Annotated in this window: 16 protein-coding genes; 5 read left to right on the top strand and 11 right to left on the bottom strand. The window is 72.3% G+C overall.

Going from position 1 to position 22,965, the window contains the following annotated elements; translation table 11 throughout:
* Nucleotides 1–107 precede the first annotated feature (107 nt).
* Nucleotides 108–1,823, top strand: a complete 1,716-nt coding sequence (locus ACFW47_RS17925) for an ATP-binding protein (RefSeq protein WP_386306273.1) — start codon at nt 108–110, stop codon at nt 1,821–1,823.
* The gene (locus ACFW47_RS17930) at nt 1,820–2,500 is read left to right on the top strand and encodes a response regulator (RefSeq protein ID WP_386277006.1); all 681 of its coding nucleotides are present in this window, start codon (nt 1,820–1,822) and stop codon (nt 2,498–2,500) included. The genes ACFW47_RS17925 and ACFW47_RS17930 overlap by 4 nt, the downstream gene beginning before the upstream one ends.
* A gap of 22 nt (nt 2,501–2,522) precedes the next feature.
* On the opposite strand, the gene ACFW47_RS17935 is transcribed toward ACFW47_RS17930, so the two are convergent.
* The 3 genes from ACFW47_RS17935 to ACFW47_RS17945 form a co-directional block, all read right to left on the bottom strand.
* Nucleotides 2,523–4,115, bottom strand: a complete 1,593-nt coding sequence (locus ACFW47_RS17935) for a cation acetate symporter (protein WP_386306275.1) — start codon at nt 4,113–4,115, stop codon at nt 2,523–2,525.
* Nucleotides 4,112–4,618, bottom strand: a complete 507-nt coding sequence (locus ACFW47_RS17940; protein ID WP_386277010.1) for a DUF485 domain-containing protein — start codon at nt 4,616–4,618, stop codon at nt 4,112–4,114. Before ACFW47_RS17940 ends, ACFW47_RS17935 begins: the two co-directional genes overlap by 4 nt.
* 113 nt (nt 4,619–4,731) lie before the next feature.
* The gene (locus ACFW47_RS17945; RefSeq protein WP_386306277.1) at nt 4,732–6,858 is read right to left on the bottom strand and encodes a type IIA DNA topoisomerase subunit B; all 2,127 of its coding nucleotides are present in this window, start codon (nt 6,856–6,858) and stop codon (nt 4,732–4,734) included.
* A gap of 440 nt (nt 6,859–7,298) precedes the next feature.
* On the opposite strand from ACFW47_RS17945, the gene ACFW47_RS17950 reads away from it, so the two are divergent.
* Nucleotides 7,299–7,529, top strand: a complete 231-nt coding sequence (locus tag ACFW47_RS17950; RefSeq protein WP_386277014.1) for a hypothetical protein — start codon at nt 7,299–7,301, stop codon at nt 7,527–7,529.
* A gap of 111 nt (nt 7,530–7,640) precedes the next feature.
* Here ACFW47_RS17950 and ACFW47_RS17955 read toward each other — a convergent pair whose 3' ends face one another.
* From ACFW47_RS17955 to ACFW47_RS17985, 7 genes are all read right to left on the bottom strand, one after another.
* Nucleotides 7,641–8,498: a S1 family peptidase gene (locus tag ACFW47_RS17955; protein WP_386277016.1), complete on the bottom strand. Its 858-nt coding sequence runs from the start codon at nt 8,496–8,498 to the stop codon at nt 7,641–7,643.
* 134 nt (nt 8,499–8,632) lie between these two features.
* A complete protein-coding gene (locus ACFW47_RS17960) occupies nt 8,633–10,177 on the bottom strand; it encodes an RNA polymerase sigma factor (protein WP_386277018.1) in 1,545 nt (514 codons plus the stop codon).
* A 428-nt stretch (nt 10,178–10,605) separates the two neighbouring features.
* The gene (whiH, locus tag ACFW47_RS17965; protein WP_386277021.1) at nt 10,606–11,493 is read right to left on the bottom strand and encodes a sporulation transcriptional regulator WhiH; all 888 of its coding nucleotides are present in this window, start codon (nt 11,491–11,493) and stop codon (nt 10,606–10,608) included.
* A 161-nt stretch (nt 11,494–11,654) separates the two neighbouring features.
* Nucleotides 11,655–13,898: an ATP-binding cassette domain-containing protein gene (locus ACFW47_RS17970; RefSeq protein ID WP_386306279.1), complete on the bottom strand. Its 2,244-nt coding sequence runs from the start codon at nt 13,896–13,898 to the stop codon at nt 11,655–11,657.
* A 124-nt stretch (nt 13,899–14,022) separates the two neighbouring features.
* Nucleotides 14,023–14,781, bottom strand: coding sequence for an NUDIX domain-containing protein (locus ACFW47_RS17975; RefSeq protein ID WP_386277026.1), 759 nt, complete (start codon nt 14,779–14,781; stop codon nt 14,023–14,025).
* A 132-nt stretch (nt 14,782–14,913) separates the two neighbouring features.
* Nucleotides 14,914–16,833, bottom strand: a complete 1,920-nt coding sequence (locus ACFW47_RS17980; RefSeq protein WP_386306281.1) for a glycogen debranching N-terminal domain-containing protein — start codon at nt 16,831–16,833, stop codon at nt 14,914–14,916.
* A gap of 489 nt (nt 16,834–17,322) precedes the next feature.
* Nucleotides 17,323–18,879, bottom strand: coding sequence for a DUF4192 domain-containing protein (locus tag ACFW47_RS17985; protein ID WP_386306283.1), 1,557 nt, complete (start codon nt 18,877–18,879; stop codon nt 17,323–17,325).
* A gap of 141 nt (nt 18,880–19,020) precedes the next feature.
* On the opposite strand from ACFW47_RS17985, the gene ACFW47_RS17990 reads away from it, so the two are divergent.
* The gene (locus ACFW47_RS17990) at nt 19,021–21,186 is read left to right on the top strand and encodes a RecQ family ATP-dependent DNA helicase (RefSeq protein WP_386277032.1); all 2,166 of its coding nucleotides are present in this window, start codon (nt 19,021–19,023) and stop codon (nt 21,184–21,186) included.
* Nucleotides 21,187–21,467: 281 nt separating this feature from the next.
* On the top strand, nt 21,468–22,082 hold the full coding sequence (locus ACFW47_RS17995) for a hypothetical protein (RefSeq protein ID WP_386277034.1): 615 nt from the start codon (nt 21,468–21,470) through the stop codon (nt 22,080–22,082).
* A gap of 195 nt (nt 22,083–22,277) precedes the next feature.
* On the opposite strand, the gene ACFW47_RS18000 is transcribed toward ACFW47_RS17995, so the two are convergent.
* Nucleotides 22,278–22,910, bottom strand: a complete 633-nt coding sequence (locus ACFW47_RS18000) for a hypothetical protein (RefSeq protein WP_386277036.1) — start codon at nt 22,908–22,910, stop codon at nt 22,278–22,280.
* Nucleotides 22,911–22,965: the final 55 nt, after the last annotated feature.

Here is a 22,965-nt window from a genome sequence, read left to right on the forward strand (position 1 = left end):
CACCGGCCGACCTCATACGCCCTGCCGGGACACGCACGCCGGGTGCCCGGGAGATCCGCGCCACACCGCTCTGCGACACGTCGCCACGCCCACGTACCGTCATGGGTATGAGTTCCGCTGCCCCCGCCCGCCGTCTGCGCCTCGGCCTGCCCCGGCGGGTGTTCTCGCAGGTGCTGCTGATGCAGCTGGCGATCGCCGCGGGGGTCGCCGTCCTCGCGACCGGTCTGTTCCTGGCGCCGCTCGGCGACCAGCTGGACGACCAGGCGATGCGCCGGGCCCTCGCGATCGCGCAGACCACCGCACAGCAGCCGCAGATCGTCCGGGACCTGCGCGACACCGCGCCTACCGCGAGCGGCCCGGTGCAGCGGGAGTCGGAGCGGATTCGTGAGGCCACGGGGGCGGAGTACGTCGTCGTGATGGACCGGCGGGGTGTGCGCTGGTCGCACACCGATCCGGGGCGGGTGGGCGAGGTCGTCTCCACCGATCCGGGGCAGGCCCTGGCCGGACGTGAGGTCATGGAGATCGACGACGGCACCTTGGGCCGCTCCGCGCGCGGCAAGGTGCCGCTCCGCGACGGCGGGGGCGGCATCGTCGGCGCGGTGTCGGTCGGCATCGCCTACGACAGTGTCCGGGCGCGGCTGATCCACGCCATTCCCGGGCTGTTCGCTTACGCCGGCGGCGCCCTGGCCGTCGGCGCGCTGGCCGCCTGGCTCATCTCGCGCCGGGTGCAGCGGCAGACCCGGGACCTGGCCTTCTCGGACATCGCGGGGCTGCTGGCGGAGCGCGAGGCGATGCTGCACGGCATCCGGGAGGGCGTCGTCGCCCTGGACCGGGGTGGCAGGGTGCGCCTGCTCAACGACGAGGCGCAGCGCCTGCTGGGCATCGGCGGGGAGGCCGTCGGCCACTCCCCCGACGAGGCGCTGGGCGCGGGGCGCACGGCCGACGTCCTGGCCGGCCGGGTGACCGGGACCGACCTGCTGACCGTGCGCGGCCAGCGGGTCCTCGTCGCCAACCGGATGCCGACCGGCGACGGGGGCGCCGTCGCCACCCTGCGCGACCGCACCGAACTGGAACAGCTCGGACGGGAGCTGGATTCGACGCGCGGCCTGATCGACGCCCTGCGCGCGCAGGACCACGAGCACGCCAACCGCATGCACACCCTGCTGGGACTGCTGGAACTGGAGATGTACGACGACGCCGTGGAGTTCGTCGGCGAGGTCGTGGGCGACCACCGGGTCACCGCGGAGCAGATCACTGAGCGCATCGAGGACCCGCTCCTCGCCGCGCTGCTGGTCGGCAAGGCGGCCGTGGCGACCGAACGCGGTGTCGCCCTGTGGGTGTCGGAGCGTACGCGCCTGCCGGACCGCCTGGTCGACTCACGGGGGCTCGTCACCATCGTCGGCAACCTGGTCGACAACGCGCTCGACGCGGTCGCGGGTACGCCGCACGCGCGCGTGGAGGTCGAGTTGCGAGCGCGGGGGCGTGCGGCCACGCTCCGGGTGCGCGACACCGGGCCCGGCGTACCCGCGGAACACCGCGAGCTCGTCTTCACGACGGGCTGGTCCACCAAGGAGCCCCCGGCACACCGGCAGCGGGGCATCGGCTTGTCGCTGGTCCGCAGGCTGGCCGAGCGCCAGGGCGGCAGTGCCGCCGTCGGCGAGGCCCACGGCGGTGGCGCGGAGTTCGTCGTCGTACTGCCCGAGGCCCTGACGGAACGGGACCTGGCCGAGCCGCTCCCGGCCCGGCCGGACGGCGGGCCCGCCCGGGCCGCCCCGGCCGTCGCCGCCCACGTGAACACCGCTGCCGAGGAGGAGTCCCGATGATCGAGGTCCTGGTCGTGGACGACGACACGCGGGTCGCGCGGGTCAACGCCGCCTACGTCGAGAAGGTGCCGGGCTTTCACGTCACCGGGCAGGCGCACAGCGCGCTGGAGGCCCTTCGGGGCGTGGAGACACTGCCCCGCGTGGACCTGATCCTGCTGGATCACTACCTGCCCGACCGCACCGGCCTGGAGGTCGTCCAGGAGATGCGGCGCCGCGGCCACCAGACGGACGTGATCATGGTGACGGCGGCACGGGACGTGTCGACGGTCCAGGCGGCGATGCGTCACGGTGCGCTGCAGTACCTGGTCAAACCGTTCGCCTTCGCGGGGCTGCGCGCCAAGCTGGAGGCGTACGCGGAGCTGCGGCGCACGCTCGACGGCGGGGGTGAGGCGGAACAGGCGGAGGTGGACCGGATCTTCGGCGCGCTGTCGGCGCCGTCGGAACCGGGACTGCCCAAGGGACACTCCCCCACCACCGCCGAGCTGGTGCGCCAGTGCCTGATGAAGGCCGACGGTGCGCTCTCCGCCCAGGAGATCGCCGAACGGACAGGGGTGAGCCGGCAGACCGCTCAGCGCTACCTGAAGCTCCTGGAGCGCACGGGGCGGGCCAGGCTGACCCTCAAATACGGCGACGCGGGCCGCCCGGAGCACCGCTACGTGTGGGCGACCCGCGCCTGAGGCAGGACGGTACCGCCGTCTCCTACACGGCCCCAGCCCCGGTCAGTGACCGCACCTCGGTCTCGGCGTGCTTGGTTTCGTCCGGGACCTCGGGTGAGGTGACCGTGCCGATCCAGCCGGCCAGGAAGCCCAGCGGGATCGACACCAGACCGGGGTTCTGCAGCGGGAAGTACTGGAAGTCGACGCCCGGGAACAGCGACTGCGGGCTGCCCGACACCACGGGTGACAGCAGGACCAGCACCACGGCGGGGACGAGGCCGCCGTAGACGGCCCATACGGCGCCGCGCGTGGTGAAGCCGCGCCAGAACAGCGAGTAGAGCAGCACCGGCAGGTTCGCGGACGCGGCGACGGCGAAGGCGAGGCCCACCAGGAACGCGACGTTGAGGTCGCGGGCGAGCAGACCGAGCGCGATCGCGATCGCGCCGATGACGACGGCGGCGACACGTGCCACGGCGACCTCGCTGCGCGGCTTGGCGTCCCGGCGCCGCAGGGACGCGTACAGGTCGTGGGCCACGGACGCCGAGGAGGCCAGGGTGATGCCCGCGACCACCGCGAGGATGGTGGCGAAGGCGACGGCGGCCACCACCGCGAACAGCACCGTGCCCCCGGTGGATCCCGCGCCGCCGCCCAGGTCCAGGGCGAGCAAGGGCACCGCCGTGTTCCCGGCCGCGTTCGAGGACCGTACGGCGTCCGTCCCGACCAGGGCCGCCGCGCCGAAGCCGAGCACGATCGTCATCAGGTAGAAGCCTCCGATGAGGCCGATCGACCAGACGACCGACCGCCTCGCGGCCCGGGCGGTGGGCACCGTGTAGAAGCGGGACAGGATGTGCGGCAGCCCCGCCGTGCCCAGCACCAGGGCGAGTCCCAGGCTGATGAAGTCGAAGCGCGAGGTCCAGTCGCCGCCGTACGCCAGCCCGGGTGCGAGGAACGCCTCGCCGTGACCGCTGCGTTCGGCCGCCGTGCGCAGCAGCCGGTCGACGTCGCCCTGGAAGCGCACCAGCACCAGCGTGGTCAGTGCCACGGTGCCGCCGAGCAGCAGCACCGCCTTCACGATCTGGATCCAGGTCGTGGCCCGCATCCCGCCCAGCGACACGTAGATCACCATCAGGGCGCCTACGCCGATGACGGTCCAGGTGCGCGCCGCCTCGCTCGTGCCGCCGAGCAGCAGGGCGACCAGGCTGCCGGCACCGACCATCTGTGCCACCAGGTACATGACGGACACGGTGACGGAGGACGTTCCGGCGGCGATCCGGACCGGCCGCTCGCGCATCCGTGCCGCCACGACGTCCGCGAGGGTGAACCTCCCGCAGTTGCGCACCAGTTCCGCGACGAGGAACAGCACGACGAGCCAGGCGACCAGGAAGCCCACGGAGTAGAGCATCCCGTCGTAGCCGTAGAGCGCGATGACTCCCGAGATACCGAGGAAGGAGGCCGCCGACATGTAGTCGCCGGCGATGGCAAAACCATTCTCCATCGGGGAGAACAAGCGACCGCCCGCGTAGAACTCCTCCGCCGAGCCGCGCCGATGGCGGCTCACCCACGTGGTGATGCCCAGAGTGACGGCCACGAAAGTGCTGAACAGCAGCAGGGCCAGCGTCTGGTGGTCACCCGTCACGACGCATCGCCCCGCACACCGCGTGTCAGTTCCTGGGTGTCCCAGCGCAGTTCGAGCGCGGCCCGGTCCCGGCGCAGCCTCGCGTGCCTGGCGTACGCCCAGGTGAGCAGGAAGGTGCTGAGGAACTGGCCGAGCCCGGCGAGCATCGCCACGTTGACCGCCCCCGCCACCGGCCGTGCCATCAGCGCGGGCGCCGCGGTGGCGGTCACCACGTAGGCCACGTACCAGGCGAGGAACGCGGCCACCGCCGGGACCACGAACCGCCGGTAGCGGCTGCGGACCTCCTGGAAGGCCGCGCTGCGCTGCACCTCCAGGTAGACGTCGGACACGGCCCGCGGCGACGCCTCGGCCGGTTCCGAGCGCATCGGCGGCAAAGCGACCGGCTCGGGGGCACCGGCGCCGGCCGACTCGCCCCAGCCGGAGGCGAGGGCGTCGTACCACGGGTCGTCGTAGCCCGGGCTCCGGGACGCCTCGGCGCAGGACGGGTCGTTGCTTGACTGCATGCCCAAGGATGGACAGAACGGGAAGATCCCCGACTCTTCTTCCCCCGGCACTTCACCCCATCAGGTGACTGCGCCTCCTGGATCCCGGCTCAGGAGGCACGCGTCACGCACGGTCACGCGTCGATGCGCGACCGGTCCAGCGTCGCCGCCGAGCTGGAGATGAACTCCTTCCGGGGAGCGACGTCGTTACCCATGAGCAGGTCGAAGACCTGCTCCGCGGATTCCAGATCGGTGAGGTTGATCCGGCGCAGGGTGCGGCGCCGCGGGTCCATGGTCGTCTCCGCCAGCTGGTCGGCGTCCATCTCGCCCAGGCCCTTGTAGCGCTGGATGGAGTCCTTGTAGCGGACGCCCTTGCTCTGGAACTCCATGAGCTTGTCGCGCAGCTCCCGGTCCGAGTACGTGTAGACGTACTTGTCCTGGCCCTTCTTCGGCTGGATGAGCTCGATGCGGTGCAGCGGGGGCACTGCGGCGAAGACCCGGCCCGACTCCACCATGGGCCGCATGTAGCGGTGGAACAGGGTCAGCAGGAGGGTGCGGATGTGGGAGCCGTCCACATCGGCGTCGGTCATCATGATGATCTTGCCGTAGCGGGCCGCGTCGATGTCGAAGGTACGGCCCGAACCGGCTCCTATGACCTGGATGATCGCGCCGCACTCGGCGTTCTTCAGCATGTCGGTCACGGACGACTTCTGGACGTTGAGGATCTTGCCGCGGATTGGCAGCAGGGCCTGGAACTCGGAGTTCCGGGCGAGCTTCGCCGTGCCCAGCGCGGAGTCCCCCTCGACGATGAACAGCTCGCTGCGGTCGACGTCGTCGCTGCGGCAGTCGGCGAGCTTCGCGGGCAGCGAGGACGACTCCAGGGCCGTCTTGCGGCGCTGGGCGTCCTTGTGCTGGCGGGCCGCGATACGGGTGCGGGCCGCGGCGACGGCCTTCTCCATGACCACGCGGGCCTGCTGGGCCGCGTCACGCTTGGTGGAGGTCAGGAACGCTTTCAGTTCCTTGCTGATGACGTTGTTCACGATGCGGCGGGCCGCCGAGGTGCCGAGGACCTCCTTGGTCTGCCCCTCGAACTGCGGCTCGGCGAGCCGGACCGTCACGACCGCCGTGAGGCCCTCCAGGGCGTCGTCCTTGACGATGTCATCCTCGGCCACCCGCAGCAGCTTCTTGGCCCGCAGGGCCTCGTTCATCGTCCTGGCCACCGCCTGCTCGAAGCCGGCGACGTGGGTGCCGCCCTTGGGCGTGGCGATGATGTTGACGAAGGACTTGAGGGTGGTGTCGTACCCGGTGCCCCAGCGCATCGCGACGTCGACGCCGAGCTCGCGCGTGACCTCGGTGGGTGTCATCTGGCCGTGCTCGTCGAGGACGGGGACCGTCTCCTTGAAGCTGCCCTGCCCACTGAAGCGGAGGACGTCGCAGACGGGCCTGTCACTGGCGAGGAACTCGCAGAACTCGCTGATGCCTCCGTCGAAGCGGAACGACTCCTCGCCCTTGCTTCCGCCGTCGCCGAGGCCGAACTCGTCCCGGACGACGATGGTCAGCCCCGGGACCAGGAAGGCGGTCTGGCGGGCCCGCTGGTGCAGGTTGTCCAGGGAGAGCTTGGCGTCCTTCAGGAAGATCTGCCGGTCGGCCCAGTACCGCACGCGCGTGCCGGTGCGGGTCTCGGGCATCTTCTTCCTGGTCTTGCGCAGTCCGCTCTTCGCCTCGAACTTGGCGTCCGGGCCCGTCCCCGTGAACGCGCCGGGGACACCGCGCCGAAAGCTGATGGCGTGCGTGTACCCCCCGCGGTCCACCTCGATGTCCAGCCGGCTGGACAGGGCGTTCACCACGGAGGCACCGACGCCGTGCAGGCCGCCGGAGGCTGCGTAGGAGCCGCCGCCGAACTTGCCTCCGGCGTGCAGCTTGGTCATGACGACCTCGACGCCGGACAGGCCGGTCTTCGGCTCGACGTCGACCGGGATGCCCCGGCCGTTGTCCCGGACCTCGACCGACGCGTCGTCGTGGAGGATGACCTCGATGTGGTCGCAGTATCCCCCGAGGGCCTCGTCGACGGAATTGTCGATGATCTCCCACAGGCAGTGCATCAGGCCACGGCTGTCGGTCGATCCGATGTACATGCCCGGACGCTTGCGCACGGCCTCGAGACCCTCGAGGACGAGCAGGTGCCGCGCGGTGTAATTGGATCCGTCCCGGTCTGCTCCTGCCAGCAGCGCAGTGGACGGCACGGATGTCTCGGCGGTCACGCGGTTCGCTCCTCGCTGAATTTCAGATGGGGCCCCGCTGGGTAAGGGCGCGGCTCGGTTCACCGGTCAGAGGGTACCGAGGCCTGGTAGAGCCGTTGTAACGCCACCCTCGTCGATGACTCACCCTAGTCCAGCGTCGCATGCTTGTTCGATCCCTCGATGGGGTGAAGTGCACATCACGTTCCCATCGAGGCATGAACCATTTAGGCTCCGGGCACGTCCTCATGAACAAACCGGCAACCCAGCCGGCGGGACCGACACTGACCGACTGCGCGAACCCGTACGACACACAGACACGCAATACGGCACATTCGCCGCCAACCGGCAACAGCCGGCCCCTCGGAAATTTTTTTCGAGGAAAAGCCACGAGCGGGAACGTTTTGGGGCTGGTTGGATGTTGACCCTGGTACGACAGCTCGTCGAGCTAGAGAAGAGGCGACGTGACTACTGTTCTGACTTCCGCAAGCCCGCTGACGGCCGCTGATCGCTGCGACCGCTGCGGCGCCCAGGCATACCTGCGCGTCGTCCTGCTGAGCGGCGGAGAACTGCTCTTCTGCGCCCACCACGGGCGCAAGTTCGAGCCGGAACTCAAGAAGATCGCCGCTGAGATACAGGACGAGACGGAGCGGCTCACGGCCGTTCCGGGATCCTCCACCGAGGAAGAGCGCTGACGCGACGCGCCCGACGACGAGCCGACCCGGCACAAGCCGGTCAACGGGCGGCCACCCCTCCAGCCGAGGGGTGGCCGCCCGTGCGCGTGCCCGGCGGGCTCCAGCAGGCCGTCAGGCGCCCTCGGACTGCCGCGCGGCCGGGTTGTCCCAGCCCAGTGTCCGCAGCACGGCGGAGACGCGTGTGTACACCCCGGGACTGCCCGGACGCCCGCAGCCGCTCCCCCAGGACACGAGCCCGATGAGCCTCCCCTGGGCGACCAGCGGTCCACCGCTGTCCCCCTGGCAGGCGTCGCGGCCGCCGGCGTCCTCACCGGCGCAGAGCATGGTGTCCGCGAGGTAACGTCCGTCGTCGCTCCCCGGATACGCCCGCTCACATGCCGCGTCGGGCAGTACCCGTACGCGCGCCGCCCGCAGGCTGTTGGCGTAGTCCCCGGCCCCAGACGTGTCCCCCCATCCGTAGACGAGCGCGCCCGTTTCGGGTCCGTAGACGGGGTCGCCCTCGGCCGCCATCCCTATGGCGGAGCCGGCGGGCAGGGCTTCCGCCAGGGTGAGCACCGCGAAGTCGCCGGCGTTGCTGACGTCGTCGTGCGCCGGGTTCACCCAGACGTCGCGGACGGGGATCTCACGGCCTTCGTCGGAGAGCAGGTCGGTGCGGCCGGCGATGACCCTCAGGTCGCGCACCTGCTCGGGTGGCGAGCCGAGAACCTGCTCGCTCAGGCAGTGGGCCGCCGTGAGGACGGTGGTGCGGCCGACTGCCACTCCCCCGCAGAATTGTCCCGCCCGCGTACCTCCGAACCGGTCACGGCTGGACAGGGCGACGGTCCACGGGCTGTCGGACACTTCGACCGGAAAGCCCCCGACGACGATGCTGTCGGCGGACGCGGGCGCGGCGGACGCGAGCGGTATCGCGGTTGCCGCGGCCGCCAGGACCAGCGGCCGGGCCAGCGCCCGGGCAAAGAGGCGACGCATGCAGGCTCCTCACTCCTGGTGGTGATGGAACACCCAGAGTGATCCAGCCCGCCCCGGCGCGCACCCGCTGTGCAAGGCGAAGGCCCGGTTCCCCACCTGGTGGAACCGGGCCCTTGTCGCTCTGCGACCGCGATCTAGTCGAGGTAGTCGCGCAGCACCTGGGAGCGCGACGGGTGACGCAGCTTCGACATCGTCTTCGACTCGATCTGACGGATCCGCTCACGCGTGACGCCGTACACCTTGCCGATCTCGTCGAGGGTCTTCGGCTGACCGTCGGTGAGGCCGAAGCGCATGGACACGACGCCCGCCTCGCGCTCGGACAGGGTGTCGAGGACGGAGTGCAGCTGCTCCTGAAGCAGCGTGAAGCTGACCGCGTCGGCCGGGACGACCGCCTCGGAGTCCTCGATGAGGTCTCCGAACTCGCTGTCGCCGTCCTCGCCCAGCGGGGTGTGCAGCGAGATGGGCTCGCGGCCGTACTTCTGGACCTCGATGACCTTCTCCGGGGTCATGTCGAGTTCCTTGGCCAGCTCCTCCGGGGTGGGCTCGCGGCCCAGGTCCTGGAGCATCTGGCGCTGCACACGCGCGAGCTTGTTGATGACCTCGACCATGTGCACCGGGATGCGGATGGTGCGGGCCTGGTCGGCCATCGCGCGGGTGATCGCCTGGCGGATCCACCAGGTGGCGTACGTGGAGAACTTGTAGCCCTTGGTGTAGTCGAACTTCTCCACCGCGCGGATCAGACCGAGGTTGCCCTCCTGGATGAGGTCCAGGAAGAGCATGCCGCGGCCGGTGTAGCGCTTGGCCAGGGAGACCACCAGGCGGAGGTTGGCCTCCAGGAGGTGGTTCTTGGCGCGGCGGCCGTCCTCGGCGATGATCTCCAGCTCGCGCTTGAGCTTGGGGGCGAGCTTGTCGGAGTTCGCCAGCTTGTCCTCGGCGAACAGACCCGCCTCGATGCGCTTGGCGAGCTCGACCTCCTGCTCGGCGTTGAGCAGGGGGACCTTGCCGATCTGCTTGAGGTAGTCCTTCACCGGGTCGGCGGTGGCGCCGGCCGCCGCGACCTGCTGGGCGGGAGCGTCGTCCTCGTCGTCGTCGGACAGCACGAAGCCCGCGTTCTCGGTGCCCTCGGGCTCCTCCGTCGCGGCCTTCGGCTCCTCGATCGCCTCGTCCTCGAGAAGCTCGGCGTCGTCCTTCTTGGCGGCGGTCTTCTTGGCCGCCGTCTTCTTGGCGGTCGCCTTCTTGGCGACCGCCTTCTTCGCGGTCGTCTTCTTGGCAGCCGTCTTCTTGACCGGCGCCTGAGCCTCTTCCTCGGCGACGGCACCGGTTTCGGCGGCAGGCGCGGCCGGGGCGGCGGGCGCGGTGGCCTTCCTGCTGGTCACCGGCTTCGCCGCGACCGTCTTGGTGGCGGTCCGCTTGGCGGGACTCTTCGCTGCGACGCTCTTACGGGTGCGCTTGGGCTCCGCGGCACTGACCATCAGCGTCACACCCTCTTCCTCGAGGATCTGGTTGAGGCTGCGCAGTACGTTCTTCCACTGAGTGGCCGGAATCTGGTCAGCTTCGAAGGCCCGACGCACGTCGTCGCCGGCGATCTGCCCCTCAGCCTTTCCCCGCTCAATGAGCGCCATGACAGAGACGGACTCGGCGATCTCCGGCGGGAGCGTACGGGATGTGCTGGCCGACACGAACAACCTCTCGGAACGTTGGAAAACGGCTTCCGGCCCCGTCCACGGCGGACAGGGGCCGACCGCCGGCTTGGAATGGGCCGACGGCGCGGGCGGAGGCCGGGGAGTTGCACAGCGCCGTGAACGGCGTCCGTATTCCCTCCGCGGCTGTCACCTCTTAGGTCATCGCGTTGTTCCCACGAGCGTTACGCCCAATCCGCGTGGCCCGAGTCACACCCCGTAAGCGTTCAAAACCGGTCAGATGCGAATAAGAAGGGTGACTGGAGCAGTCCGACCCGGCCGCACCGGAACGCTCAGTCTCTCATCGCACCGTCGGACCCCGTGGGATCGCGAGGGATTCCACGGGGTCCGGGGGGACGGCGGCGGGCCGGTCACTGCCGTAGGAGGGGTCTGGCGTGTCCGGCCCGCGCCGGTCCGGCGGGACGCGGTCAGTGCTCGCGCGGGGCGGGTACCACGCGCTCCACCTCGGGGTGGACGGTCAGAAGCTGGCGCATGGCCGCCTCGGCCGCCGCTCCGTCCCCGGTGGCGAGGGCGTCGACGATCCTCCCGTGCTGCGCCAGGGAGACGTCGTTCGGCCGGTCACAGCCCGTGACCGGGCCGCCGGAGACGTGCAGGGCCGCGGAGACGATTCCGGAGAGGTGGTCCAGCATGCGGTTGCCCGCGATCTGGATGAGGAGCGTGTGGAACTCGGCATCGGCGCGCGCGAACGTCAGGGCGTCGCCCTGCTGCATGGCGTGCCCCATGATCCCGACCATGTCGGACAGGCGCTGCTGCACCTCCTCGCGCCCGTGCCCGGCGGCCAGGCGCGCGGCGAGCGGTTCGATCGTCGAGCGCAGCTCGCTGAGCTCGCGGCGCTGATCGTCACGCTGCGGCCCGAAGGCGCGCCATTCGATGATGTCCGGGTCGAGCAGGTTCCAGTCACTGACGGGGCGCACGCGCGTGCCGACGTTCGGACGGGCGCTGACCAGGCCCTTGGCCTCCAGGACCCGGAGGGACTCGCGCACCACGGTGCGGGACACCTCGAAACGCTGACCGATCTCCTCGGGCACCAGCGGACGGTCGGCACCCAGGTCGCCCGAAACGATCATCTGTCCCAGCTGCTGGACAAGTTGTCCGTGCAGTCCGCGCCCACGGCTGCCCGTGGCACGCCGGCCCACGCGGCCCAGCTCGGGCTCCACCCCTTCCCAGGCGGGTGCCCCGACGCGGTCGACGGCGGGCGTCTCGGCGTAGGGGTAGCGGTCGAGTTCGCCCGGGTTCGTGAGGCCGGAGTCGGCGGAGCGGGCGGCGGTCATCATGGAGTGCGCAAGGGTAGTCACGCATCCTTTGTCGGCGTCGTTCCCAACTCCCTTGAGGTCTTTGGTGAAAAGCACACGAAAGGGTGATCGCTCACCCCGTCGCAATTGACGCCTTATCGGAAAGAAATGGGCTTTCCCCGGGGAGTTGCGCGCACGGTCGGACCGGAAGGGTATGGCGAATGTCATTGGGGTCTGCTGCGCAGGGTCATGAGCAGGTATGCGCAGAGCAGCGCGGTCAGGGACAACGTCAGTGCGCTGCCGACGGGTTGGGCGATCATGCGCAGCACTTCGGCCACATACCGCTCGCCTCCGAAGGGCCACGTCGTCAGGAGGAGCTCGCGCGTCCTCATCGGGAGACCGGCGGCGGTCCGCACGGACGGGCCGTCCCAGACCCTCTGTACGAGCGGCACGACGAGCACGGGTACGGCCACCACCGCGGCCAGCCCGGCCGTGGTGGACCGGAAGACACCGGCGGCGAGCACGCCCGCCCAGCCGCATCCGACGACGAGGGCGAGCCAACCGGCGGTCAGTGCGGGCCAGTCGGCGGGAACGCCGGCGAGTTCCGGTCCGTAGAACAGGTGGAGCACTTCGGCGTTGCAGCCCACCGTGAGAAGGGCCAGCACCAGCGCGGTGGCCGCGGAAACGAGGAGCTTCGCGGTCAGCAGCCCCAGCCGCCGGGGGACGGCACCGCGGTCCGCCGCCAGCGCGGGGTGGCGGAACTCGTCGCCGGAGGCGAGCGCCCCGAGCAGTCCCGCGCCGAGCGCCGCGGGTGGCAACGGGAGCTCGTGCGGCCACGCGGCCAGCAGGCGCGGCTGCGGTGTGTGGCCGACTCGTGCCAGGACCACGGCGGTGACGATGGAGAGCACGAGGACGATCGCGCCGGTGACGAAACCGGTCCTGATGCCGGCCGCGCGGCGGAGTTCGTAGCGGAGCGGTCGCAGTGGGCTGGGAGCGGCGTGGACGGCGACGGGGGGCGGCAGCGAGGAGGCCGCCTCCTTGGTGCGGGCCGGGGCGGGGGTGAGGGAGGCGTGGCGACGCGGGGAGGGGCGGGGGGCAATGGCGTCGGAACGGGTGGAGCGGGTGACCGGCGTGCGGGGGTGATGGGGCGCCGGGATGCCGGTGACTGCGTGCGGGACGGGGTTGGCCAGGGCGTCGCTGTCGGCGGTTTCACGGCCGCCGGGCGGATGCGCGGCGGCATCGGTCGCCGGCCGTGGTGCGCCCGGCTGGGGCTCGGCGGCGGCGGGCGGGGATTCCGGGTCGGCACCCGCCGACGGTGCTCCGTCCTCGGCCGCCTCCGGCAATCCCTCGCCGGCGGCGCCTACCGCCGGTTCCCCGACGGCGTCGACCGCCGGCAACGCCGCGACAGCCGGGGGCGGCGCTTCGGCGGCAGTGCCGGGCGCCGTCGGTTCCGGTGGCGGCTGCGGGGAGTCTGCCCCGGGGAGAGCCTTCCCGGGGACCGGCTGCGCCGCGGCGTCGGCCGACGGCCTGGGCTCGGCAGCCGGCACGGGGCCGCCCTCGTGCCGCCGGGGCGCGGGCTCCGTGCCGGCTCCCGGCCCCATGTCGCCGACCTCGTCGGCCAGTTGGTGTACGAGGATCCCGTGCCGGAACGCGGTGTCACCGATGTCGGCGCACGTACTGCCGTACACCGCCAGGCGATTGCCGCCCTCACGCACGACCTCGACGGAACGTCTGCCCGCACGGGCCTCTTTGACCAGGACGGCGGCCAGCCGGGCGGCGTGCGGAGTGCGCACGGCGACGCGGGGACGCAGCCGGGTGCGCGAGAACTCCGCCGCTTCCTGGTCGGCGACGACTCTGCCCCGCTCCAGCGTCACGACGTGATCGGCGGTCCGCGCGGCCTCCTTGGGATCGGCCGTGCTGAACAGGACGGTCCCGCCGAGGGACGCGTAGGCGCGCAGCGTGGAGTGCACCCAGCCGGCCTCGCGGGCGGACAGTGCTCCGGCGGGGTCGTCGAGCACCAGGGTGTGCGGGTCGGGAAGCAGTGCGCAAGCGAGTCCGAGACGTCGGTCCATGCCGCGGGAGAGGGTGCCCAGGCGTTCGTCGCGCATACTGACGAGGCCGACCGACTCGAGGACTTCGTCGGCCCGCCGGACGGGAACTCCGGCCGCCGCACAGAGCATGCGCAGATGGCCGCGAACCGTGCGGGCCGGGTGCCCGGGCACCTCTCCCAGCACTGTGCCGACCTCCCGCGCGGGATGGGCGATGCGGTGCAGCGGGCGGCCTCTGAAGTAAGTGAGGCCGCGGCCGCGCTGGAGTTCGAGCATGAGTCTGAGCGCCGTCGTCTTACCGGCGCCCGATGCTCCGAGCAGTGCGGTGACGCGGCCCGCGCGCGCCTCGAAGGAGACGTCGTCGACGGCGGGCGGGAGCTCCTTGCGGGGGTTGCTGGTCAGTCCGAAGGCCTCGATCACCCGTAGCAAGATAGCGTGCTATGTCCGGTTTTTTGGGCATCGTGCGGCCTGCCGGGGCGTGGGAGGCCGAGCCTTGTCGCTCCTTTGTTCGCCGTTCACTCCGGGATTCTTTCCCGCAGCGGCCTCACACCTCCGGACGCAGCATCGGGGGGTTGAGGAGAGTGGCACCGCCTGCCCGGAAGAGCTGGGCGGGGCGGCCGCCCTGGCGGGTGGTCGTACCGCCGGTGGGAACGAGGAAGCCCGGGGTACCCGTCACCTTGCGGTGGAAATTGCGCGGGTCGAGCGCCACGCTCCACACCGCCTCGTAGACGCGGCGCAGCTCACCGACGGTGAACTCCGGTGGGCAGAAGGCGGTGGCCAGCGACGAGTACTCGATCTTGGAGCGGGCGCGTTCCACACCGTCCGCCAGGATCTGGGTGTGGTCGAAGGCGAGGGGTGCCGGCGGTTCGCCGTCGCGACCGTGACCGGCCTGCTCGAGCAGCTCCTCGACCGGCGCCCAGCGTGCGTTGCTGGCGTCGCCGCCCGCCCGGGGCGCGGGCAGGTCCGGGGCGAGCGCGAGGTGGGCGACGCTCACCACCCGCATCCGGGGGTCCCGATCCGGGTCGCCGTACGTCGCGAGCTGCTCCAGGTGGGCGCCATTGTCCTGGGTGGGCGCGGCGGGGTCGTGGACGCACAGCCCCGTCTCCTCGACCAGCTCCCGCGCCGCCGCCTGTGCCAGGTCCTCGTCGGCCCGTACGAAGCCACCGGGCAGCGCCCAGCGGCCCTGGAACGGAGGCTCGCCCCTGCGCACCGCCAGCGCGCACAGGGAGTGGCTGCGTACGGTCAGTACGACCAGGTCCACAGTGACGGCGAAGGGCGGAAAGGCTGACGGGTCGTAGGGCATGCGGCGATCATAGTCGTCTGCCTGACGATAAACACTCCTCTCACCGGCCGCATCGACGACCTGGTCCGTCGCCGTCGGACCTTCTTGACACCGGCTGCCCCCTGTCGTCCGGCGAGGAAGGGTCCCGCCTGGTCAAGCGCCTAGCCGCAGCCCGTCGGCGGCTTCTTCGACCATGGCCAGGCCGAGGCGGCTGACCCGCACGGAGAAGGGCTCTCCCGCCACCCTCAGCCCGGTCAGACCAAGCTCCCCCAGGGGCGCACTGCGTACGGGACGCAGGGTGACGGTCCCGGCCGGTGCGTCGGGGCGGATGCCCGCGAGCGTCGTCAGCATCAGTACACCTGCGGCTGCCGCGGTGGCGGCGGGGCGGCAGGCGGCCGGGTGCGGCAGCGGAGCGCTCGTGTCGGTGCGCTGCTCCCCCGCGAACATCTCCGGCAGGCGGTGGCCGAAGGCGCCGGCCGCGGCCAGTACGCCGCGCAGCAGCGATCCTGCTTCCTTGTCGTGCCCGGCGGCGGCCAGACCCGCCACGGCGATCGCCGTCTCCTGCACGTGCACCGCCCCGGCGCGATGCCCGAGGGGGTTGTATCCCGCTTCCGTGGCCGCCAGGCCACGCAGCCCCCAGCCCGAGTCCATGACCGGGTTGCCCAGCAACCGGGCGAGCCGGCCGGTCTGGACCGGGTCGAGCAGGCCTGGTGCGACCGTGCCCCCGCCGAGCAGCCCGGTGTCGAGGAGGTGGGCGGCGGCCGCGCTCAGATGCGGCACGAGGCCTCCGTCCGGGCTGCGGGCCGCCGCGGGTCTTCCGCCCGTCGCGTCGTCGATCCAGAAGTCGCGCCGGAACGCCGTGCGCAGCCGCTGGGCCCACTGCCGCAGCCAGTCGCCGCCCGGCCTGCCGAAGTCGTCGAGCAGTTCGGCGCCGAGCAGGGCGGCGCGGTGGGCCTGGGCCTGGGTCTCGCAGCGGACGGGGCCGTGGGGGTGCGGGTCGGGTACGTACGTGCCGTCGCCCACGGTGGCCCGCAGCCAGGTCAGACACCCCTCGGCGGCGGGCAGCAGCTCCTGCGTCTCCTGTGCGCCGAGCCCCCAGCGGCGGGCCTCCGCGAGGACCACGGGAAAGAGCAGGGTGGCCTCCGTGCCGGTGCAGCCCGGCGGCAGGTGCGGACCGGTGCCGCGCCCTGGCCCGGGAATCATGCCGGACCTGGCTCCCGGGCCGGGCTGCTGGGTGCGCGCGAGGGCGCGCAGAGTACCCGCGGCGAGCCGGGTGCCGAGGGGAAGCGCCATCCGGGCCGCGGTGAGGGCCTCGGCGGGGGCCGGGCCGCAGCGCCAGGGAACGCCGGCAGCCGGGTGAACGTCGGCGGGATGCGCGGGATCGCGCACCAGGAGGGCCCTGAGGTCCTCGACGCTGGTCCGCAGAAGAGCGGAGACCACGGGGTCGTCACCGGTGGCCTGTGCGGAGGCCAGCGGATCGGCGGCCGTACGGCCCACTGCCCGGACCGGCCCGGCGCCGTCCGGCCGTACGCGCAGTTCGACGTCGGCGCTGCCGCCCGGGGGCAGGACGAACTCCCATCGCAGCAGTCCCGCGGAGGCCAGTGCCTCGGCGGGCGGTGGGACCGCCGTCACCGACGCGCCGCCCGTGCCGCGGGTCCACCGCAGCCCGGAGCCGTGAACGGTGGCCGGCAGGTCCGGCCCCGCTTCGCCCGCGGCGATCGCTCCAAGGCCGGCCAGGTCGCTACCGAGCACCACCTCGACCGGCAGGCGCAATGGGACGGACGCCCAACTGCGCAGCGTGATCCGCTCCGTGCCGTCGGCGTGGCGGCTCCGCTCGATCATCACGTCCGGGTCCGGTCCCGGCGCAATGGCCGTCCGAAGCGTGGCGACGAAGCGGGTACCGTCGGCGCCGGTCATCCGGGCCTGGGACGGAAGCGGTTCACGTCCGGCCACGCGAAGGCGGCACCGGGACAGCAGGCGCCGGCCCGCGCGGTAGAACCCCTCAAGGCCCAGGCCGTTCAGCTGGCCCTGCTCGGTGGAGATCACGAGGCCGGGGAGGGCCACGCCGATCATGGTCGTGTGGGTGGGCGGCAGTTCCCCGGGCCTGTGCGGCTTTCCGGACGGCGTGCGCCGAGCAGGGGGGCGGTCGGGGGGAACACGCGCAAGGCCGGTGCCCGCCGCCTCCCCACCGGACCGTGGGACCGACAACGCCGACGGTGGTCCGCCCCGGGCAGCCGGTACGCCGGGATTACGCCCCGGCCCCGGACCGCTGCTTCTGACCGGCACCGCGGGCCCGGCGAGTGACGGCACCTGGGTGCCTCGCCGGCCGCTCACGTTGAGGTCCGTGACGGCGGACGAGGACGGGATCGACTGGTGCACGGGAGACCTCCCTCTCTCTGCCTCGACGCCCCTCGAACGGAGCGACGCCGTGTGGTGGTTGCGACCGGACGGTGCGGTGCCCCGGCCGGTCCGGGCATTCGGCCACTCAGGTGAACGGGAGGGAGGACCTCCAGGTCACGCCAATGGGGCCGAGGCCGTGACGTCCCACCGCCCTGTGCGCGCTCAGAGTCGCTCGCCGCCCCCTTCGGCCCCGCGGTCTCCCGTGCGGGCGCCGCCCGCGCAGGTACCCGTCCGACCCACGCCCTTCTCCTCCACGGCCCGCGAACGCGCACGGGCCGTCCGCGCGGGCCCCGGACGCTCACCCGACCCCGGCGTGCGAGGCCGCACGAGCTTTCCGCCCGGTTCACGGCCACGCGCCGCCCTCACACGACGGGGGACTCCGCCGGCCGTCACGCCGGAGCGGGCGCGACGCCGTCGGCCGAGGGGTGCCCGCGGTGCCGGGGAAGGGTCTGACGGCTCGCGTTCCGCTGCCCCGTCTTGCTTCTCGCCGTCCGGCACGCCACCCTCCGGAGCCTCCCGACCTCCACGCTCCGCGCGCAGACAGCGACGGACCGACTCCGGGTCGAGCCCCTCGTTGCACGCCTGGTGCAGGAGCCGGGCGAAGAGGTAGTCCGGATCCGCGCCGAGTGCCATGGCCAAGGCCTCACGGGCCTCCAGTCCGTCCCCTGTGGACCAGGCGACCCATCCCGCGAGGGTGAGCGGTGCGGCCGCGTGTTCGCCGTACGATCCGACGCAGCGACGGGCCAGGGCCCGCCAGAGGCGCAGCGCGGGTGGTGCCTCGTCCCCCTCCATCCACTCTGCTGCCCGGTCACGGGTCGTACGGTCCTGGAGACCGAGGATCAGCGTCGCCGCCTCGTCGTGTCCGAGTAGTTGGTCGTCGCGCAGGTCCTCGGCGGCCGTTCCGGACACGGGCGGGGCTTCCGCGAGGCGTCGCATCACCCGCTGTGCCAGGTGCAGCGTCTCCTCCGCCACCTCCGAGCGGCCGGCGTCGTCGAGGATCCGCGTCACCAGCGGCACGGCCGCCGCGTCCAGGGCGGCCTCCTGTTCCAGGGCCACGTCGCTCTCATGGGGCAGGAGCCTGGCGCGCAGTTCACCGAGCGTGCCGCGCACCTGGATTCCTGCGTACGTGGCCGCCGCGGCCAGCACGGACGTACCTGGCAGCCCCATGGGCGTGCCTTCGGCCGGGCAGCAGGCACGGTCGTCGCAGACGTACGACCAGAAGCGTCCCGCCGAGACGCAGAGCGCCTCGACCACCGGCACGTCGAGGGCGCCGCACTCGACGCGCAGTCGCTGAGCCAGCGGCCGCAGCCGTTCCATCACGTCCCGGCCGGTCTCGCCCGGTGCCGGTTCCTGGCAGAGGTAGGCCACCATCTGCTCGACGCGGACCCCTCGGCGCTCGCTGCCGGTCACCAGGCCGTGGGCCAGCTGTCCGGCCGCGCCGGCCCAGTCGTCCGGGTTCGCGGGAATGCCGAGCCTGGCCCGGCCGCCGAAACGGCCACGTCCGTCCCGGTCGCGCAGGGCGACCAGGACGATGCTGTCCTCGGGGCGGTATCCGAGCAGGTACGGCAGGGCGTCGGCCAGTTCGGCAGGGGTGCGGAGGGTGACCTGGGGCTCGTCGTGGGGCTGGTCGTCCGGGAAGCGGGCCGTCCGGCCGGAGTGCTCGAATCCCTCGATGTCACCGTTGTCGGAGGGTCCGGTCGTTTCGCTGTGGTTCGTCATGGCCCGACGATCTCGCGGATCTTGAAGTTCCGCTTTGCCCTGTGGATAAGTCCGGTCAGGGACGCGTCACCGGACAATCGGCGACCGCGTCCCTTCCTCCCGCACGCCCGGCTGTCAGTCCCGTCCTGTTGTATGGAACGCATGGAGCACACGAGCAACGCGGATCTCCGGACAGCCGCCGACGCGGTCCTCGCCCGCCTCGTCGGGGACGCGTCCGGCGGCGCCCGGCTGCGGGACGACCAGTGGCGGGCGATCGAGGCGCTGGTCGCCGAAGGGCGCCGAGCCCTGGTCGTTCAGCGCACGGGGTGGGGCAAGTCCGCGGTCTACTTCGTGGCGACCGCCCTGCTGCGCGAGCGCGGCGCCGGTCCCACCGTGATCGTGTCCCCGCTGCTCGCGCTGATGCGCAACCAGGTCGAGGCGGCGGCGCGGGCGGGCATCCGCGCCCGTACGATCAACTCCTCCAACACCGAGGACTGGGACGCGATCCAGGACGAGATCGCCGCCGGTGAGGTCGACGTGCTGCTGGTGAGTCCCGAGCGGCTCAACAACCCGGACTTCCGTGACCAGGTGCTCCCCAAGCTCTCCGCCGCGACCGGGCTGCTCGTGGTGGACGAGGCCCACTGCATCTCCGACTGGGGCCACGACTTCCGTCCGGACTACCGGCGACTGCGCACGATGCTCACCGACCTCCCGCCCGGTGTACCGGTCCTGGCCACCACCGCCACGGCCAACGCCCGGGTGACCGCCGACGTGGCGGAGCAGCTCGGCACCGGAGGCACCTCGGACGCGCTGGTGCTGCGCGGCCCGCTGGACCGGGAGAGCCTCAGCCTCGGCGTGCTGCGGCTGTCCGACGCCGCGCACCGGATGGCATGGCTCGCCGACCACCTCCACCAGCTGCCCGGCTCCGGGATCATCTACACGCTCACCGTGGCCGCCGCCGAGGAGGTCACCGCCTTTCTCCGGCACCGCGGCCACACCGTCGCCTCCTACACCGGCAAGACCGAGAACGCGGACCGGCAGCAGGCCGAGGACGATCTGCTCGCCAACCGGGTCAAGGCACTGGTCGCCACGTCGGCGCTGGGCATGGGCTTCGACAAGCCCGACCTGGGTTTCGTGGTGCACCTGGGGTCGCCCTCCTCGCCCATCGCGTACTACCAGCAGGTCGGCCGTGCCGGGCGCGGTGTGGAGCACGCCGAGGTGCTCCTCCTGCCGGGGAAGGAGGACGAGGCGATCTGGGAGTACTTCGCCTCGCTGGCCTTTCCGTCGGAGGAGCTGGTGCGGCGCACCCTCGACATCCTCGCGCGCGCCGAGCGGCCGCTCTCCCTGCCTGCCCTGGAGCCGTTGGTGGAGCTGCGGCGCTCTCGTCTGGAGACCATGCTCAAGGTCCTCGACGTGGACGGCGCGGTCAAGCGGGTCAAGGGCGGCTGGATCGCGACCGGGCAGTCGTGGACGTACGACTCCGAGCGGTACGACTGGGTGGCGCGGCAGCGGAAGGCCGAGCAGCAGGCGATGCGCGACTACGCCTCGACGAGCGAGTGCCGGATGGAGTTCCTGCAACGCCAGTTGGACGACGAGGGGGCCAAGCCCTGCGGCCACTGCGACAACTGCGCGGGCCCGCGCTTCACCCCGGACACCTCCACCGACAGCCTCGACGCCGCGCGGGTCGATCTGGGCCGGGCGGGCGCGGAGGTGGAGCCGCGCCGCATGTGGCCGACCGGTCTGCCGGCGATCGGAGTGGACCTGAAGGGGCGCATTCCAGCCGGTGAACAGGCCTCGACAGGCCGGGCCCTGGGCCGGCTGTCCGACATCGGCTGGGGCAACCGGCTGCGACCGATGCTCTCGGCGCAGGCTCCGGACGGCCCGGTGCCGGACGATGTCGCCCAGGCCGTCGTGACCGTACTGGCCGACTGGGCCAAGGGGCCGGGCGGCTGGGCTCCGGGCGCCACCGAGGGACGGCCCCGTCCGGCCGGGGTGGTGACGATCGCCTCGCGGACCCGGCCTCAGCTGATCCACTCCCTGGGGGCACACATCGCCCAGGTCGGAAGGCTGCCGTTGCTCGGCTCGGTCGAGTACACGGGCGCGGCGCCCACGGCGTCCCGCAGCAACAGCGCGCAGCGGCTCAAGGCACTCGACGGCGCGTTGACGGTGCCGCCGGCCCTCGCCGCCACCCTGGACGGTCTTGACGGCCCGGTCCTGCTCGTGGACGACTGTACTGAGACCGGCTGGACCCTGGCGGTGGCGGCCCGACTGCTGCGCCGCGCGGGCGCTCAGGAGGTGTTGCCGCTGGTCCTGGCTGTGCAGGGGTGACACCCGCCGCGAGCGCGCTTCGCGGGGCCAGGGCCTCGCGCGGCTGCCGGTGGTGCGTTCCGCGCGTCACCCGCCCGCGCTCTGGGTAGGGATATAGGACGCGCATCATCCGATAACGGTCGTCGGCCCCAATTGCTCGTTGCCGCATCCCAGTTCGACAGGAAGAATTGAAGTCCGCTCCCCGCACGGCTCGTCCGTGATCCGGCAGGGCTTCACTGCGGTGCGCGCTCCCCCGAATCCGACCCCGCCCGCAGTGTGGGCGCGTAGCCGAAGGGAGGAACGTGACCTTCGGATTCGCTCCGTCCCCGGCGGCATCCTTGTCGTCGTCCGCCGCAACCGCCACTCGTATGCTCGAACCGGCGGAGTGGGCCGCCGCCGGAATCCCACTGCTGCGCAATCCGCGAGAGGTCGTCAGCGGACTCCATTCGCGACACCGCCCGGGGCCCGCGACCGCGATCGTGGCCGTGCTCGATCCCGACGAACGACTGCGTGCCAGCGCCTCGTTCACCAGCCGCCGGGCCGCGGCCGACGGCTGGATGTTCCGCAACGCGCTGCTCGCCCAGTTGCGTCGCGTCATCCCGCACGATCTGCGGCGCCGCACTCCGGTGCGCACCGCCGTGCTGCTCTACTGCCGTGAGGGCGACGCACGTTGGACGGAGGAGGACGGCGCGTGGATGTGGGGGTTGCGGGACGCGTGCACGTTGCACGGGCTGCGCTGCGGCGCGTACATCACGCTGACCCGGGACGGCTGGCAGGTCCTGGGCGAAGGCCGCGGCGGCCGTCGGCCCAACGCCGCCTCGGCACCGGAGCCGTTCGCCACGTCTCAGGCACCGCTCCCGCCACCGCGTACCGGCGGCGTCGCCTCGGACGTACTGCGTCGCGCGGCGGCCCGCTGACCCCCACGGGCACGGTGCACCCGAGCACCGCGCCACGGAGTGCTGTGCGGCGTCAGGTCCGTGGAAGAGACTGACAGCGGCCCTCGCGGTGCGAGGAGCACGGCGGCCACCCGGGCATGAGGAGCCCCGCACCGTGCGGGGCCGACGGAGCGGCCCCGCATCACACCGGTGTCCGGCACCCCCGGCCGAGCGGACTCAAACGCCCGCGCCCAGCACCGAGTTGATGCGCTGCGGGTCACCGCAGACGATCAGCAGGGCGCCGGCCCGGGCGTGTGCCGCGGACAGGGCGGTGACGGCGGAGGCCTCGGGACCGCCGTTGAGCGCCACCACGACCACCGGCCGCGACGTGGCACGGCTCGCGACGGCGGCGTCCGCGTAGAAGACGTCGTCGCCGGCGTCGTGCTGCGCCCAGTAGGCAGCGTCACCGAAGGAGAGTTCGTGGGCGGCCCACGGGTGCGGATCGCCAGTGGTGATCACCAGCACGTCACCGGGGGTGCGGCCCGAGTCCAGCAGCAGGTCCACGGCCTCCTCGGCCGCGTCGAGCGCGCCCTCGGGAGAAGCCGGGATCAGCTGGATCTGCACACTGGCCGGGGCGGCGGCCGGCGCAGCCGGGCCTGACGGGCCGGGCTTGGCGGCGGACGAGTCACGCGACGCGCGTTGCGCCGGCGGCGCCGGCCGCGCGGGACCGGGACGGCCGGGGCGCGGCGGAGCCGCGGGGCGGGGGCCGGGTACGGGGCGAGGGGTCGGCGCGGTGCGGCCGCTGGCCGGAGTGGCGCGGGGACCCTGGGCCTTCTCGTGAATCTGAGGCTCCTCGGGAATGAGAGGCATGGGCTGATATTTATCAAACGTTGGTGCGGCTCGCGTCGGCGGGTGGCACGTGCCT

The organism is Streptomyces sp. NPDC058796, assembly GCF_042745235.1.
Lineage (GTDB): Bacteria > Actinomycetota > Actinomycetes > Streptomycetales > Streptomycetaceae > Streptomyces.

What these genes read in the sequence shown, in the direction of transcription:
- ACFW47_RS17925 (WP_386306273.1), top strand. Translation starts at nt 108, where the DNA reads ATGAGTTCCGCTGCCCCCGCCCGCCGTCTGCGCCTCGGCCTGCCCCGG.
- ACFW47_RS17930 (WP_386277006.1), top strand. Translation starts at nt 1,820, where the DNA reads ATGATCGAGGTCCTGGTCGTGGACGACGACACGCGGGTCGCGCGGGTC.
- ACFW47_RS17940 (WP_386277010.1), bottom strand. Translation starts at nt 4,618, where the DNA reads ATGCAGTCAAGCAACGACCCGTCCTGCGCCGAGGCGTCCCGGAGCCCG.
- ACFW47_RS17955 (WP_386277016.1), bottom strand. Translation starts at nt 8,498, where the DNA reads ATGCGTCGCCTCTTTGCCCGGGCGCTGGCCCGGCCGCTGGTCCTGGCG.
- ACFW47_RS17975 (WP_386277026.1), bottom strand. Translation starts at nt 14,781, where the DNA reads ATGCCCTACGACCCGTCAGCCTTTCCGCCCTTCGCCGTCACTGTGGAC.
- ACFW47_RS17980 (WP_386306281.1), bottom strand. Translation starts at nt 16,833, where the DNA reads ATGATCGGCGTGGCCCTCCCCGGCCTCGTGATCTCCACCGAGCAGGGC.
- ACFW47_RS17985 (WP_386306283.1), bottom strand. Translation starts at nt 18,879, where the DNA reads ATGACGAACCACAGCGAAACGACCGGACCCTCCGACAACGGTGACATC.
- ACFW47_RS17990 (WP_386277032.1), top strand. Translation starts at nt 19,021, where the DNA reads ATGGAGCACACGAGCAACGCGGATCTCCGGACAGCCGCCGACGCGGTC.
- ACFW47_RS18000 (WP_386277036.1), bottom strand. Translation starts at nt 22,910, where the DNA reads ATGCCTCTCATTCCCGAGGAGCCTCAGATTCACGAGAAGGCCCAGGGT.